15 protein-coding genes are annotated in these 15339 nt (G+C 62.9%); 6 read left to right on the top strand and 9 right to left on the bottom strand.

Features of this window, described 5'->3' with window-relative positions:
* Positions 1–156 precede the first annotated feature (156 nt).
* A complete protein-coding gene (locus tag FQ746_RS14160) occupies positions 157–1278 on the top strand; it encodes a methyltransferase (protein ID WP_144110017.1) in 1122 nt (373 codons plus the stop codon).
* Here the strand turns inward: FQ746_RS14160 and FQ746_RS14155 are convergent.
* Both FQ746_RS14155 and FQ746_RS14150 read right to left on the bottom strand, forming a co-directional pair.
* On the bottom strand, positions 1275–2591 hold the full coding sequence (locus FQ746_RS14155) for a TIGR03862 family flavoprotein (protein ID WP_144110016.1): 1317 nt from the start codon (positions 2589–2591) through the stop codon (positions 1275–1277). The genes FQ746_RS14160 and FQ746_RS14155 overlap by 4 nt on opposite strands.
* Positions 2592–2972: 381 nt before the next feature.
* Positions 2973–3293, bottom strand: coding sequence for a DNA-binding protein (locus FQ746_RS14150; RefSeq protein WP_144110015.1), 321 nt, complete (start codon positions 3291–3293; stop codon positions 2973–2975).
* A gap of 388 nt (positions 3294–3681) precedes the next feature.
* On the opposite strand from FQ746_RS14150, the gene FQ746_RS14145 reads away from it, so the two are divergent.
* Positions 3682–4524, top strand: coding sequence for a class I SAM-dependent methyltransferase (locus FQ746_RS14145; RefSeq protein WP_144110014.1), 843 nt, complete (start codon positions 3682–3684; stop codon positions 4522–4524).
* Between the two features lie 13 nt (positions 4525–4537).
* On the opposite strand, the gene FQ746_RS14140 is transcribed toward FQ746_RS14145, so the two are convergent.
* Together FQ746_RS14140 and FQ746_RS14135 are read right to left on the bottom strand one after the other, a co-directional pair.
* Positions 4538–5092 carry a DUF1415 domain-containing protein gene (locus FQ746_RS14140; RefSeq protein WP_144110013.1) on the bottom strand — a complete coding sequence of 185 codons (555 nt, stop codon included), beginning with the start codon at positions 5090–5092 and terminating at the stop codon, positions 4538–4540.
* 30 nt (positions 5093–5122) lie between these two features.
* On the bottom strand, positions 5123–5761 hold the full coding sequence (locus FQ746_RS14135) for a TetR/AcrR family transcriptional regulator (RefSeq protein WP_144110012.1): 639 nt from the start codon (positions 5759–5761) through the stop codon (positions 5123–5125).
* A gap of 152 nt (positions 5762–5913) precedes the next feature.
* Between FQ746_RS14135 and FQ746_RS14130 the strand changes: the two genes are divergently transcribed.
* A complete protein-coding gene (locus tag FQ746_RS14130; RefSeq protein ID WP_144110011.1) occupies positions 5914–7197 on the top strand; it encodes an MFS transporter in 1284 nt (427 codons plus the stop codon).
* A 141-nt stretch (positions 7198–7338) separates the two neighbouring features.
* Positions 7339–7932 carry a nitroreductase family protein gene (locus tag FQ746_RS14125; RefSeq protein ID WP_186310737.1) on the top strand — a complete coding sequence of 198 codons (594 nt, stop codon included), beginning with the start codon at positions 7339–7341 and terminating at the stop codon, positions 7930–7932.
* Positions 7933–8001: 69 nt separating this feature from the next.
* Here the strand turns inward: FQ746_RS14125 and FQ746_RS14120 are convergent, their stop codons facing one another.
* Complete coding sequence (locus tag FQ746_RS14120) at positions 8002–9492, bottom strand: MFS transporter (protein WP_144110009.1); 1491 nt, start codon at positions 9490–9492, stop codon at positions 8002–8004.
* A 190-nt stretch (positions 9493–9682) separates the two neighbouring features.
* On the opposite strand from FQ746_RS14120, the gene FQ746_RS14115 reads away from it, so the two are divergent.
* A complete protein-coding gene (locus tag FQ746_RS14115; RefSeq protein WP_144110008.1) occupies positions 9683–10933 on the top strand; it encodes an Hsp70 family protein in 1251 nt (416 codons plus the stop codon).
* Positions 10934–11054: 121 nt separating this feature from the next.
* Here the strand turns inward: FQ746_RS14115 and FQ746_RS14110 are convergent, their stop codons facing one another.
* Positions 11055–11258: a cold-shock protein gene (locus tag FQ746_RS14110; protein WP_035554962.1), complete on the bottom strand. Its 204-nt coding sequence runs from the start codon at positions 11256–11258 to the stop codon at positions 11055–11057.
* A gap of 432 nt (positions 11259–11690) precedes the next feature.
* Between FQ746_RS14110 and FQ746_RS14105 the strand changes: the two genes are divergently transcribed.
* Complete coding sequence (locus FQ746_RS14105) at positions 11691–13286, top strand: APC family permease (protein ID WP_144110007.1); 1596 nt, start codon at positions 11691–11693, stop codon at positions 13284–13286.
* A gap of 72 nt (positions 13287–13358) precedes the next feature.
* Here FQ746_RS14105 and FQ746_RS14100 read toward each other — a convergent pair whose 3' ends face one another.
* The 3 genes from FQ746_RS14100 to grxD form a co-directional block, all read right to left on the bottom strand.
* Positions 13359–14144, bottom strand: coding sequence for a DODA-type extradiol aromatic ring-opening family dioxygenase (locus FQ746_RS14100; protein ID WP_144110006.1), 786 nt, complete (start codon positions 14142–14144; stop codon positions 13359–13361).
* 112 nt (positions 14145–14256) lie between these two features.
* Positions 14257–14853 (bottom strand): UbiX family flavin prenyltransferase, encoded by a 597-nt coding sequence (locus FQ746_RS14095; protein ID WP_144110005.1) that lies wholly within the window; start codon positions 14851–14853, stop codon positions 14257–14259.
* 29 nt (positions 14854–14882) lie between these two features.
* The gene (gene grxD / locus FQ746_RS14090; protein ID WP_144110004.1) at positions 14883–15194 is read right to left on the bottom strand and encodes a Grx4 family monothiol glutaredoxin; all 312 of its coding nucleotides are present in this window, start codon (positions 15192–15194) and stop codon (positions 14883–14885) included.
* Positions 15195–15339: the final 145 nt, after the last annotated feature.

Below are 15339 nucleotides of genomic sequence, written 5' to 3'. Positions count from 1 at the left end.
GGTTTTATGAAGCGCGTCGACGAATAGCGCACCGTGAACCGGTGCCACAGAGGTACCATTCGGGCGTCAGCCGGCGGCGCCACTTCGCCGCCGGGCCGCCTTCCTGCGACGCTGCGCCTTGCCACGTCCTCCTGTCACACCCATCCCACCCGATCCATGACCACCGCAACCATCACCTGGCCCGAAGCTGACGGCCCCCGCAGTGCGCATTGGCGCTCCGAAGCCGCCGTGCCCGCACCCAAACGCGTCGTCGTCGCGGACGATCGCACGACCGCCGACTCGGCCTACCGCCTCGCTTGCGAAGGGACCGCGCTGCTGTGGAACGGCGACTTCCAGAACGCCCGCCAGCTATTGCAGGCGGTGACCCGGCGACTCGAACGCAAGCCGCGCAGACAGGGCGAGACGCCGCTCGATGCCTTCAATCTGCATCGTCAGGCGCAGTCGCAGCGCGCGCGCACGCTCGGCATGATCCTGATTCCGCTCGATGCCGCTTACGGCATTCCACTGCGTCGCGCGCCGGACGTGCAGCAGGCGTGTATCGAGACGTACGGCCCGGCGACCGGTGAAGCGTCGGTCGTGTCCTTGCGCGAACTGCTCGGTCTGGTCGGCGCACACGAGTGGCGCAAGAAGGGTGTTGAGATTCCGGCGCTGGACGAGCGGATTCATCCGCATTACGGCGTGTTCTCGCCGGTACGGGGGGAGTACATCGATCTGGTCGCGGGCCAGCCGCTGCCGTCGCTGAACAAGGCGTTCGACGTCGGCACCGGCACCGGCGTGCTCGCCGCGCTGCTGGCCAAACGCGGTGTGAAGAAAATCGTCGCCACCGATCAGGACCCGCGTGCGCTCGCGTGTGCACGCGAGAATCTCGCTCGGCTTGGCTACCAACAGCAGGTCGAGGTGATTCAGGCCGATCTGTTTCCGGAAGGGCGTGCGCCGCTCGTGGTGTGTAATCCGCCGTGGCTGCCGGCGCGACCGGCGTCGCCGATCGAATACGCGATTTACGATTTCGACAGCCGCATGCTGCTCGGTTTTCTAGCCGGCCTGAGCGAGCACTTGTCGCCCGGCGGCGAGGGCTGGCTGATCATGTCTGATTTCGCGGAGCATCTCGGTCTGCGCACGCGCGAGTGGTTGCTGGCCGAATTCGAGAAAGCCGGATTGATCGTGGCCGGGCGCGAGGATATCCGCCCGCGGCATCCGAAGTCGACCGACGAGACCGACGCGCTGCACACCGCGCGCGCGGCCGAAATCACGTCGTTGTGGCGGCTCAAGGCTCGCTAGTGGGTTGAGCCCGAGTCGGGCGTTGGTGCGACGTGGCCTTTCCGCGTGAGCCACGCCCGAGCGCCTTCGCCGGCTACCCGCCCGCTGGCGAAGCACGCTGTCAGCAGATAGCCGCCGGTCGGCGCTTCCCAATCGAGCATTTCACCCGCGCAAAACACGCCAGGCAGACGCTCGATCATCAGATGCTCGTCGAGCGCTTCGAAGGCAATGCCGCCGGCCGTGCTGATCGCTTCTGCGATCGGCCGGGCCCGCAGAAGCCGCACGGGCAGCGCCTTGATGGCCTGCGCGAGGACGGTCGTATCGGCGAACGCTTCCTTCGACAGAATCTCGTGAAGCAGGGCCAGTTTTACCCCGTTAATCCCGATCCTGCCCTGCAGGTGACTCGACATCGAGCGCGAGCCGCGAGGCCGCGTGACCTCCGCGATCACTCTCTCCAACGTCAAGCCTGGCGCCAGGTCCAGAGAAATCGTCACCTCGGAATCAGCCGTAATCCGGTCGCGAATTGCCGCCGACAAAGCGTAAATCAGGCTGCCTTCGAGACCGTCTTCGGTCAGAAGTATTTCACCTTGTCGATTGTGGACTTTATTGTCTACATCGGTGAGTGAAATGGCGACCGGCTTGATCGGCTGGCCCGCGAAGCGCTCGCGTAGATAGGGACTCCAGTGCGCTTCGAAGCCGCAGTTCGCCGGTTGCAAGGGCGCGACCGGCACCGCTCGCGCCTGCATGAGCGGCACCCACGCGCCATCCGATCCGAGCCGCGGCCAGCTGGCGCCGCCAAGCGCAAAGATCACCGCATCGCAGGTGACGGTCACATCGCCGTCGGGCGTCGAAAAGTGCAAAGCATGCTGGGCCGACAGGGCCGCGGGCTCGGCGACTTGCTCCCAACCCGTCCACTTATGCCGCATGTGAAAGCGCACGCCCGCTTCGCGCAGCCGATGCAGCCAGGCCCGCAGCATCGGCGCGGCTTTCATGTCGGTCGGAAACACGCGTCCCGAACTGCCGACGAAGGTTTCTACGCCGAGCCCTTGCAGCCACACGCGGAGCGCGTCCGGATCGAACCCGGTGACGAGCGGCGCGATCTGGGCACGACGCGGTCCGAAGCGGTCGAGAAACGGTTCGAGCGGTTCCGAATGCGTGATGTTCATCCCGCCTTTCCCAGCCATCAGGAACTTGCGGCCGACGGACGGCATGGCATCGTAGACCTCGACCTGCACGCCTTGCCGCGAGAGCGTTTCGGCGGCCATCAAGCCGGCCGGTCCGCCGCCGATGATAGCGACGACGGCAACGCGAGCGGATTCGAGCGGAGATGACATGCGGACCTGCGAGTGGAGGAAAGCAAAAGAGGGGGCGGACGGGCCTAGCACGGCGGGCGAAACGAAACGCGAAACGACAGCTGAAGCGACAGCCGAAGCGAAAAGGCGAAGCGATCAAAGCATGAGCAAACGCCGGAACGAACCGCGAAGCCGCCAGCCGCGAAGCCCAAGCGCTGCGAGAAGCCAAACCGGGGTGACCGCAACAAAGCGCGCTATCTTCCCACGCTGGGCGGTAGAGGGCAAACGCCCCGCGCGGCCTCGATTAGCCGCCCGGGGCATTCGAAAGACTCACCAGAGCGGCGAGCCGGAGAGACCAATCCATTTACGCGACCGCCCGGCAGGCGGACGCGACCTACGCAATCCTACGAGTCACGACCTGCGTCAACCCGGATAAGCCTCGTCGACCTTCAGCCCTGCGAGCTTGAAAATAACCCGCAGCGTCTGCGGCTTGATATCGCGTCGCGAGGCCAGCGTGGTCATCACGAAGTCCAGCACCTTCGCGTACTTCAGCATGATCAGGCAGGTCTCCATATCGACGCTGCCATCGCGCATGACCTCCGCAAGCCGCAGCATTTCCGTGGAGATATCGCGCGCCATCTCGAGTTCGAGTTGCTGCTTTTCCGACCAGGCCGGTGTGGCGATCAGCTTGGTGAGCATTTCCTGAAACTTCTGTTCTACATTGCCGCTGGGTATCGTATCCATGACTGCCTCATCTTCTAATGTCCGGCGCGCGTCCGCTTGGTGTCTCGGCGCGCTACTGGTTACGTAACGTTCGGTCCATGTTCCGGGACCGCCTTCCCCACATGCATCCGGTTCGCGTGATCGACGCCACGGCCGGCAGCTTCTTGTTATGCCCGACCGTGCAAGTGCGCTCGGGCCTGGCCGTCGCGCACAGGGCTCGTACGCGTCGCTGGACACTTCCCACACAGGCCTTTTCGAGCAGGAAGTGGGCCAGGTTGAGGGCGCGAATTGCAGAGTCGGTGCGGCCGCTTCGCTGCAACGGCCGCGCTTTGGGTAAACTGGCAGCAACTTTCCCTTTTTTCCGTCATCTGTCGCACGTTCGCGTCGCATTCACTGGCGGTTTCCCAAGATGTCCAGCAAAACCCACGAAATTCGCCCGAACCAATCCGTCGAGTTGCTCAAGGAACTTCACATCCTCACGCGCGACGGCAAGATGAACCAGGACAGCCGCCGCAAGCTGAAACAGGTCTATCACCTGTTCCAGTTCATCGAGCCGCTGCTGAAAGACCGCAAGGACGAGCAGGGCGCCGTCACGCTAGTCGACCATGGCGCCGGAAAGTCCTACCTAGGTTTTATCCTGTACGACCTGTTCTTCAAGGAGTTTCAGGACGCGGAAGGTGGGGCGTCGCACATTTACGGCATCGAAACCCGCGAAGAACTCGTCAACCGCTCCGAAGAACTGGCCGCGCGGCTCGGTTTCAAAGGGATGTCGTTTCTGAATCTGTCGGTGGCCGAATCGATTACGTCGACGCGTTTGCCGGCGCGCATCGACATCGTGACCGCGCTGCACGCTTGCAACACCGCCACCGACGACGCGATCCGCTTCGCCCTGCAAAAGCAGGCGAAATACATCGTGGTGGTGCCGTGCTGTCAGGCCGAGGTCGCGGGCGTGCTTCGGCAGAACAAGAGTAAGTCGCTCGCTAATGCGCTGACCGAAATCTGGCGGCATCCGCTGCATACACGGGAATTCGGCAGCCAGATCACCAACGTGCTGCGTTGCCTGCAGCTCGAAGCGCACGGCTATCAGGTGAGCGTGACCGAGCTGGTCGGCTGGGAACATTCGATGAAAAACGAACTCATCATCGCGCAGTACAAAGATTTGCCGAGAGGGCGTCCGGCGGAGCGGCTCAACGAGGTGATGCAGACGCTCGGCATCGAAGAACTGAAGGAACGGTTTTTCGTCGCGGCTTGATGCTCAGGCTCGCCTAGCGTTTCATCAGATCATTCCAGCCGGCCAGACCGATGCGCCGCAGCGTTTCCTGATTACGTTCGTAAATCGCTTCGGCATCCGGAAAAGCCTGCACCGCGCGCTCGATACTGTCTTCGCGCAGCAGATGCAGGATCGGGTAGGGCGCGCGGTTGGTGTAGTTCTCGATATCGCCCGCTTCGCTTCCTTCGAACTGATAAAGCGGGTGAAAACTGGCGATCTGGATCGTGCCCTCGAGCCGAAGCTGCCGGAGCATCCGCTCGGCAAAAAACAGGCAATCGTTGAAGTCGAGAAATTCGCCGAACGCGCGCGGCAAAATCAGCAGAGTGGTGTCGACGGTTTCAGGATCGGCGTCGACCAGTGTTTGCAGTTCGGTTTCAAGGTCGAGGAGAACGGCTTCGAGATTCTCCGCCCCGCTCACCACGTAGCGGATCTGTCCTTTAACGTGCACGGCCTTCGCGAACGGACACAGATTCAGGCCGATCACCGCCTGCGTCAGCCAATGCCGGGTTGCGTCGATAACGGTTTCGTGGGGGGCGGGCGTGACGGACATGGAGCGGGCGATCTCAAGGCGAAGAGCGCGCTATTTTAACTGCGGGACAGCAGCCGCGATCAGCATGGCTGAGACCTTCGGCGCGGCCAGAATCGGCCCACATCCCGGGCCATAGGTCTGGCTCGCGGCATAGACGCCCTCGATGATCAAACCCAGCGCATTCGCCAGTTCGGCCGGTTCGTCTGCGCCGGCGGCGCTTGCCAGTTCCAGCAGGCGCGCCATCAAGCGCTGCTTGTTACGGAAGACGAACTGGCGGGCTGGATGCGTCGCGTCCGGAAACTCGACCGACACGTTCACGAACGGACAGCCGCGGTAATCGTCGATCGACGCGCGCGCAGCGAGATCGTCGAAATACTGCTGAAGCTGCCGGGCCGGCTCGCCGGGATGCTTCGCGAAGCTCTTTTCGACGTAGCCGAAGAACTGCTGGTCCTTGCGTTCGAGATAGGCCATGACGAGTTCGTCCTTCGACGAAAACTGGCGGTATAAGCTCATCTTGTTGACGCCGGCGCGCTCCACTACCGCATCGACGCCGACCGAGCGCACGCCCTCGCGATAAAACAGTTCCTCCGCGGCGCGCAGCAGATTTTGTTGGGCCTGCGGGCCGGCCGTGTGCGTGCTGCGCGGGCGCGCGGCTTTCGGCTCGGCATCGGTATGTCGGCTGTGGGACATGGTTCGCCACCTCGATTCGATTAGCGCCTTGACATGTTACCGAGCGGTAACTAACATCGCAACACTATTGTGACCGCTCTGTCACAAATCCTGATACCGACGTATTGAACGACGAGAGGCCGGCCATGTAGCCGGCGCCGATTGGAGAATCGATGAACTGGGCAGCGAGACTGATTGGCGGACGTTTCCACTACGCGTGGCTGACCGTCGCGGTGGTGTTCCTGGTGCTGCTGGCCGCGGCCGGCACGCGGGCCACGCCGAGTGTGATGATGCTGCCGCTCGAGCATCAGTTCGGCTGGAGCCGCGCGACCATCTCGCTGGCCATCTCCGTGAATATCGCGCTGTACGGGCTGATGGGGCCGTTCGCGGCCGCCGCGATGCAGCGCTTCGGCATCCGCCCCACGCTGCTGGTCGCGTTGGCTACGATGGGCGGCGGCGTAGCGCTCTCGTCGATGATGACGCAGCCGTGGCAGATGGTGCTCATCTGGGGCGTGATGGTCGGCGGCTCGACCGGCGTGGCGGCCTTGTCGCTGTCGGCGACGGTGGTTACGCGCTGGTTCACGACCCGGCGCGGTCTGGTCATGGGCATTCTGACGGCCAGCTCGGCCACCGGCCAACTGGTCTTCCTGCCGATGCTCGCCGCTATCGCCGAGCATTACGGCTGGCGTCAGGTGGTCTGGGTGGTCGCACTTGCGGCGGCAGTCGTCCTGCCGCTAGTCGCCTTCCTGCTGCCCGAGCGTCCCGCCTCCATGCAACTGCGCGCCTATGGCGAACCGGACGACGCGCCGCTCGCCACCGGCGGCACCCGACAGAATCCGCTCGCCATCGCCTTCGGCACGCTCGCCATGGCCAGCAAGACGCGCGACTTCTGGCTGCTGTTTTTCAGCTTCTTTATTTGCGGCGCGAGTACCAACGGCTACGTCGGCACCCACCTGATCGCCATGTGCGGCGATTACGGCATGACCGAAGTGCAGGGCGCCTCGCTGCTGGCCGCGATGGGCATCTTCGATCTGATCGGCACGACCCTCTCCGGCTGGCTGTCGGACCGTTTCAACAGCCGCGTGCTGCTGTTCTGGTACTACGGTTTGCGTGGGCTGTCGCTCATGTATCTGCCGCATGCGTTCGGTATCGATTTCTTCGGTCTGCCGCTGTTCGCCGTGTTCTACGGCCTCGACTGGATCGCCACGGTGCCGCCGACCGTGCGGCTCGCGACCGACGTCTACGGCAAGGAAGCCGCGCCGGTGGTGTTCGGCTGGGTGGTCGCGGGGCATCAGTTGGGCGCCGCCTTTGCGGCGCTCGGCGCGGGCATGCTGCGCGCGAGTCTCGGCACCTACACGGTCGCCTCGATGATCTCGGGCGGCTTGTGTCTGGTGGCGGCTTTCATCGTTCTGCGCATCAACCGGCCGGCCAGGGCGACGCTTGCGCAGCCGGTGTGAAGCGGGGCGCCCACGCTTGCCCGGATGGCAGGAACGGACCCATGGACGCACAACTCGGGGACCACGCGCGGCGCAGGCCGGGTATGCTATGTGGCCCCGGGCAGCCGCCCGCCGTTCATGAATTTCGACCAAGAGAAGCGCATGACCAACAAACCCGCACCTACCGAAGTTGCCATTCACGAGTTGATTGCCGGCCGCTGGAGCCCGCGCGCCTATTCGAGCGAGCCGGTGAGCCGGGAGCATTTGCTGTCGGTGCTGGAAGCGGCGCGCTGGGCACCGTCTTCGTATAACGTCCAGCCGTGGCGATTCGTGGTGTTCGACCGCGGCACCGACGAAGTGTCGTTCAAAGAAGCGTTTGCGACGCTGGTGCCGTTCAATCAGGGCTGGAATGCGCCGGCGCCGGTGCTGATCGCGGTGACCACGCATACGCTGACCAGCAAGGGTGAAGTGAACCGCTGTGCGCCCTACGACGCGGGCGCGGCGGCAATGTCGCTGGTGCTGCAGGCCCATGCGCTCGGTCTGGCCGCGCATCAGATGAGCGGTTTCGATCCGAACGCGTTCCGCACCGCGTTCAAACTCCCGAACGACGTCGAAGTGATCGCCATCATTTCGCTCGGCCATTACGGCGACGTCGACAAGCTCGACCCGGTTCTGCGCGAGCGTGAGAAGTCGGTGCGTCAGCGGTTGCCGCTGGCCGATATCGCTTACGGCGGAGGCTGGAAGAAGCCGCTCTAAGCAGAGCGCAACAGGCTTCGACGGCGTTCGAAGAGCAGCAATCAGCGCGCGGCCCCGGTCGCGCGTTTTCTATTCCGCGCCGTCCGCGACACTCGACAACGGCGCCGCGACGTTCTCGAGCGACTTGCCCTCCGCATCCACGCCCCAGATCGCCGCAATCACCGCGGCCGCGAGCATCAGCGCGGAGCCGACCAGATAGCCGGAAAACACCTGGCCGCGCTGATGCGAATCGATCAGCCGGCCGAAAAACGCCGGACCGGCGATGCCGCCGAGCGCCGTGCCGAACGCATAGAACACCGCAATCGCCAGCGCGCGAATTTCCAGCGGAAACGATTCGCTGACCGTCAGATACGCCGAGCTCGCGGCCGCCGACGCGAAAAAAAAGATGACCATCCAAGCGATAGTCTGCGTGACCACGGTGAGCATCTGCTGTTCGAACAGATAGCCGCTCACGGTCAGCAGAATGGCGGACATGCCGTAAGTCGCGGCGATCATCTTGCGGCGGCCGATCACGTCGAAAAGCCGTCCGAGCAGCAGCGGCCCAAGGAAATTTCCCAGCGCAAAGGGCAGCAGATACCAGCCGATATGGTCCCCGGGCACCTGATAGAAATCGGTCAGCACCAGCGCGTAGGTGAAGAAAATCGCGTTGTAGAAAAACGCCTGGGCGGTCATCAGCGACAGACCGACCAGCGCGCGGCGCCGGTGCACGTTGAACAGCGTGTCGAACACCTCGCGCAGCGGCGTGTTGCCGCGTGCGCGCAGGCGCAAGCGGGTCAGGTCGCGATCCTGAAGTTCGTGCCCTTCGTTGCGAAAGCGGGTTTCGATGTTTTCGACGATGGTCCGTGCATCGCGTTCGTCGCCGTGCGTGAGTAGCCAGCGCGGGCTTTCGGGTACCCAGATGCGCATCGGCAGGATGGCCAGCGCCAGCACCGCGCCGATGAAAAAGCACGCGCGCCAGCCCCAGTCGGCGGGCAGCAGGTGCGGATCGAGCAGGATCAGCGAACCCGCCGAGCCAAGCGCCGCACCGATCCAAAACGTGCCGTTGATACCCAGATCGGTCCAGCCGCGCACCCGCGCCGGGGTGAACTCCTGGATCGTCGAATTGATGGCGGTGTATTCGCCGCCGATGCCTGCACCGGTCAGGAAGCGGAACAGCAGAAAACTCGCCAGATTCCACGACAGCGCGGTCGCGGCGGTGGCCGCCAGATACAGGAAGAGGGTGATGAAGAAGAGCTTGCGGCGCCCGAGCCGGTCGGTCAGCCAGCCGAAGCCCAACGCGCCGAGCACCGCGCCCGCGATGTACGCGCTGCCGGCGAGCCCGACCTCGGCGTTGCTCAAATGCAGGACGGGGCTCGACTTCAGCGCGCTCGCCACCGCGCCGGCCAAGGTCACTTCGAGACCGTCCAGCAGCCAGGTGATGCCGAGTGCCACCACGATCAGCGTGTGGAAGCGTCCCCACGGCAAGCGGTCGAGTCGCGACGGCAGGTCGGTTTCGATAATCGCGGCATCGCCGGATTGTTCCTGCGTCTCATGAATTGCGGCGGTCGGCGGCACATTCATTGCGGGTTGTCTCCTGTTTCCAGAAAATTGGCGGCGTATCCTGACGGATTGAGCAATTCCTGTTCCGTCGAGCGGGTGGTGGGCGGAATCCCGCGGGTTGCGGCAGCGTCGGTTGATGCTAGTCGCGCTTTCGTGTTACAAAGCCGCTCCCCTCTTCTGTCCGCGCCAGCCGTGAGCGGCGATTCCAGCCATGAACTATTGCGCGATTGATTTCGGTACTTCCAATTCCGCCGTGGCCGTCCCCGACGGCACGACGCTCAAGCTCGCGCCGGTCGAAGGCGCGTACACCACGCTGCCCACCTCGGTATTTTTCAACACCGACGAGAACACCCGCGAGTTTGGCCGTGCGGCGCTGGCGGCCTATATCGACGGTTTCGACGGCCGGCTGATGCGCTCCATGAAGAGCATTCTCGGCTCGCCGCTCGCGGAGAATTCGACCGACCTCGGCGACGGTTCCGCCATCAAGTACACCGAAGTCATCGCGATCTTCGTCGATCACCTGAAGCGGTCTGCCGAAAAAAGCGCGGGCGACGCAATCAGCCGCGCGGTCATGGGACGCCCGGTGTTTTTCGTCGACGACGATCCGCGCGCCGATCAGATGGCGCAGCAGCAACTCGAAGCGGCGGCGCGTTCGGTCGGGTTGCGGGAGATTCACTTCCAGTACGAACCGATCGCGGCGGCCTTCGATTACGAATCGCATCTCACGGAAGAAGGGCTCGTGCTGGTGGCCGACATCGGCGGCGGTACGTCGGACTTCTCGCTGGTGCGAGTGGGACCGCAGCGAATGCAGCGGATTGAACGCAAGGACGATGTGCTGGCGCACCACGGCGTGCACGTCGCCGGAACGGATTTCGACCGGCGCGTCGAACTCGGGACGATTCTGCGTGAACTCGGCTATCAGACGCTCGACACGGAAGGCCGCGAAATTCCGAGCCGCGTCTATTTCGATCTCGCCACCTGGCATCTGATCAACACGGTCTACGCGCCGAAACGCGTGAGCGAACTGACGCTGATGCGCCACCTGTTCACCGAGGTCAAGCATTACGACCGGCTGATCCGCGTCGTGGACCGGCGTCTGGGTCACGCGCTGGCCGCGCATGCGGAAGAAGCGAAGATCGGCGTGGCGGCCGGCGGCGAGACGCTGATCGACCTCGAAGAAGTGGAGGACGATCTGCGACTGGCTTTCGACGAGGCGCAGCTCATCAAGGCCGGCGAGGAGGAGACGCGCCGCATCGTGCAAGCAGCGCGCGATACGGTGCAGGCCGCCGGGGTGGCCACCCGCGACGTCGGCGCGATTTACTTCACCGGCGGCTCGACCGGCTTGTCGTTCTTATCCAGCGCACTGGCGGCAGCGTTTCCGGAGGCGAAAGCGGTATTCGGCGACCGGCTCGCCAGTGTCGCAACAGGGTTGGGCATTCACGCGCGCCGGATATTCGGATAATCGTTTATCGACGAGTCGCGGATTGCGAAGATAATCGCGGTCGATATATAAAAAAACCCCGCCAAGGCGGGGTTTTTTGCGTCCAGAAGGAAGCTAATACTGCTTGCGGGCTAACTACAGCTTAAGCCGGCTTGATATCTGCAGCTTGCTTGCCCTTCGGGCCCGTCTTCACTTCAAACGTCACTTTCTGGTTTTCCTGCAGCGTCTTGAAGCCTTCCGTGCGGATTTCCGAGAAATGCGCGAACAGATCTTCGCCGCCGCCGTCCGGCGTGATGAAGCCAAAGCCCTTTGCGTCGTTGAACCACTTGACGGTACCGGTTTCCATATTACTTTTTCCTAAAGATGGTGAATAAGGCCGAAGCCCACAGAGCGCATGAAAATCAAGGAAGGGGGTAATAGACCAACCGGAGTACCGTTGATGGGCGAACCACGAAAGACCAATTCACTCGCCGCCTGAAATCCTGCCAGGACGTTATACGGGCATTTTGCGCGAAGGTCAACTCTCTCCCCGTTTCTTTACAAAGGCGCGTCTTTTGGGCGCAGAGTTTGCTAACAAAGCTTTCCGAATGCGCAGATTTTTTCCAGGGACAACCCTTGGTTCCGGTGCAACAGCCGGGTGCAACCGTTAAACTACGCGCCGCGCGTCGGTTGCACCTGATCGAACATGGGCCGTCGCGCAACGCATGCGCGTCACCCCGCTTCCAGCGCCACGAGCGATGTCACGCGGTGCCGTCATGGTTCTGATACAGGAGAAGACGTGAAAAGTTCTATACAACGGAACATCGGCCCGATCGCGCTCATGCTGACCGGCCTGGGCTCGATCATCGGATCGGGCTGGCTGTTCGGCGCGTGGAAGGCTGCAAAAATTGCGGGTCCCGCTGCGATTTGTGCATGGGTGATTGGTGCAGTGGTGATTCTGGCCATTGCACTGACTTACGCGGAACTCGGCGCCATGTTCCCCGAGTCCGGCGGCATGGTGCGTTACGCGCGCTATTCGCATGGTGCGCTGGTTGGCTTCATTAGTGCCTGGGCAAACTGGATTGCGATTGTCTCGGTTATTCCCATCGAGGCGGAAGCGTCGATTCAATATATGAGTACATGGCCTTATCCATGGGCGCATGCGTTATTCGTGAATGGATCATTAACGACCAACGGGTTATTGTTATCCGCGTTATTGGTGATTATTTATTTTCTGCTCAATTATTGGGGCGTCAAACTGTTCGCGCGCGCCAATTCAGCTATTACGGTCTTCAAGTTCGTGATTCCGGGCGCCACCATTCTCGGTTTGATGCTGACGGGTTTTCATAAGGAAAACTTCGGTGAAGTCAGCACGTTTGCGCCTTATGGCTGGTCGGCGGTTCTGACCGCGGTGGCGACGAGCGGTATCGTGTTCGCCTTCAACGGGTTCCAGAGCCCGATCAATCTCGCCGGCGAAGCGCGTAACCCGGCCAAGAGCGTACCGTTCGCGGTGATCGGCTCGATTCTGCTGGCGCTGGTTATCTACGTGCTCCTGCAGATCGCCTACATCGGCGCAGTCAGTCCGGGCGACGTAATGAAGGGCTGGAGCCACTTCAACTTCGCCTCGCCGTTCGCCGAACTCGCGATTGCGTTGAACCTGAACTGGCTGGCCATCCTGCTGTACGTTGACGCCTTCGTGAGCCCGAGCGGCACGGGTACGACCTACATGGCGACCACGAGCCGCATGATCTACGCAATGGAGCGCAACAACACGATGCCGAAGATGTTCGGCAACGTGCACCCGTTCTACGGCGTGCCGCGCCCGGCCATGTGGTTCAACCTGCTGGTGTCGTTCATCTTCCTGTTCTTCTTCCGCGGCTGGAGTTCGCTGGCGGCGGTGATTTCGGTCGCGACCGTCATCTCCTACCTGACTGGCCCGATCAGCCTGATGTCGCTGCGCCGCGCCGCAACCGATCTGGAACGGCCGCTGCACATTCCGGGCATGTCGGTGATCGCGCCGTTCGCGTTCGTCTGCGCGTCGCTGATCCTGTACTGGGCGAAGTGGCCGCTGACCGGCGAAATTATCCTGCTGATGGTCGTGGCGCTCCCGGTGTACTTCTACTTCCAGGCGAAGTCAGGCTTCGCGGGCTGGGGACGTGATCTGAAGGCCGCGTGGTGGCTCGTCGTCTATCTGCCGGTGATGGCGGTGCTGTCGTTGATTGGCAGCAAGCAGTTCGGCGGCAGCGGCGTTCTGCCGTATGGCTGGGACATGCTGGTAGTGATCGCGTTTGCGCTGGTGTTTTATTACTGGGGCGTGCACAGCGGCTATCGCTCGGAGTATCTCGACGAGCGTGGCGAGCACGACGAAGTGCTCGAGGGTATCGGCTCGCATTGAGTCGACGCACGAGTAAAAAGCCCGCCTGAGTTGTCACTCAGGCGGGCTTTTTTATGGACGACGCCGCTAGCGTCACGCTGTGCCGAACACGTAATTCGTCATGGCCAGCGAGCGCTGGTAGGTGCCGAGCGACTGGATGGCGAGCGAAAAATCGTCATCGGCGGCGCCGAGAGCGGCGAACACGGGCAGCAGATGCTCGTCGGTGGGATGCATCAGGACCGCGTGGGGCGCCTGGCGGCGATAGTCCAGCAACGCGTCGATATCGTGCCCGGCCAGCTTTTCCTCGAACCAGTCGGTGAATTCGCTGACGCGCGGGTCCGCATCTTCCGGGCGCGCGGAGAAATCGGCGGCGCGCAGGTTGTGCGTGATCTGGCCTGAGCCGATCACCATCACGCCATCGTCTTTCAAAGCGCGCAGCGCGCGGCCGACGCGGAAATGGTGCGCGGCGTCCATGTGCGGCTGAATCGACAACTGTGCGACCGGCACGTCCGCTTGCGGGAACATCAACAGCATCGGCACCCAGGCGCCGTGATCGAGGCCGTGTGGCTGCGCATCGGCGAGGACGCCCTGTTCGCCGAGCAGCACCGCCGCGCGCCGCGCGACATCGGGCGCGCCTGGCGCGGGGTACTGGATCTCGTAAAGCTGACGCGGAAAGCCGTAAAAATCGTGGATGGTTTCCGGCGCGGCAGACGTGCTCGCGACCGGCCGCGCGGTGCCCCAATGCGCCGACAGCATCAGCACGGATTCGGGACGGGGCAGTTGCGCGCTCAATACGCCGAACCCGGCGGAGGGCAGGGAAGGGTCGATCGGCAGCGTAGGCGCGCCGTGGGACAGGAAAAGCGACGGTAAGCGATTCATGGCAGCAACGCGGCCGGGGGAGCGGCTCGAAAAATTGGGTTGCTTGCACTATAAGTTCGCACTCGCGTTTGATAAACGGGTGAAAACGGAATTGATCGTGTCGCTGGTGTTGTTAATCGGCGCCGCGCAAGCCTTGCCATGCTGGTGACAAAGCCGGGCCGAGTGCAAACAGGTCGAGTACGCGCGCTACCGTGTGATCGACCATCTGATCGATCGAGGTGGGCTGATTGTAGAAAGCCGGCAGCGGCGGGAAGATCACGCCGCCCATTTCGGTGACGGCCGTCATATTGCGCAGATGCGCGAGATTGAACGGTGTCTCCCGCACCAGCAGCACCAGCCGGCGCCGCTCCTTGAGCGTGACGTCGGCCGCCCGCGTGATCAGGTTGTCGGAGAAACCGTGTGCGACGCTGGCTAGCGTCTTCATCGAGCAAGGGGCGACGATCATGCCGTCGGTGGCAAACGAGCCGGACGCGATACTCGCGCCGACGTCGCGCACCGGGTGGACGACATCCGCCAGCGGATGCACGTCGTCTTTCGTCAACTGGAGTTCGTGCTGGATATTCAGCCAGCCGGCGGCCGAAATCAGCAGATGGCTCTCGACGCCGCCGAGCCTGCGCAGCGTCTCGAGCAGCCGGATGCCGTAGATAGCGCCACTCGCGCCGGTGATCGCCACGACCAGCCGGCGTGGCGCCGCCACGCGCGTTTCCATGATTCGCGGCGCTTCTGTACTGGCGCCGTTCAGGCTGCGGCGAACAACTGCTGGAGTTCGCCCGATTCGTACATTTCCATCATGATGTCCGAGCCGCCGACGAATTCGCCATTCACGTACAGCTGCGGAATGGTCGGCCAGTTCGAGAACTGCTTGATGCCCTGGCGGACTTCGTCGTCCTCGAGCACGTTGACCGTCTTGATTTCGCCGACGCCGCACGCTTTCAGAATCTGGATGGCGCGACCCGAAAAGCCGCACATCGGGAACTGGGCCGTGCCCTTCATGAAAAGAACGACGTTGTTGTCGTCGACGAGTTGTTTGATGCGTTGTTGCGTGTCCATGACTGACCTTGCGGTTCTGTGATGTGAGGGGAACTGGCTGAAATGATAGCGGATTTCGGTACAGCCGACCGGGGGCCGCTATGTCCCTTCGACTGGAAAGGCTATCGGGTCGGCGCGCCGACCTGGCCGCCGGGCCGGGCTCGAG

The sequence above is a fragment of the Paraburkholderia sp. BCC1886 genome, from assembly GCF_900996245.1.
Lineage (GTDB): Bacteria > Pseudomonadota > Gammaproteobacteria > Burkholderiales > Burkholderiaceae > Paraburkholderia.
Note: the sequence above shows the minus strand (reverse complement) of the source record. Positions and strands in the feature narration are given on the sequence as shown.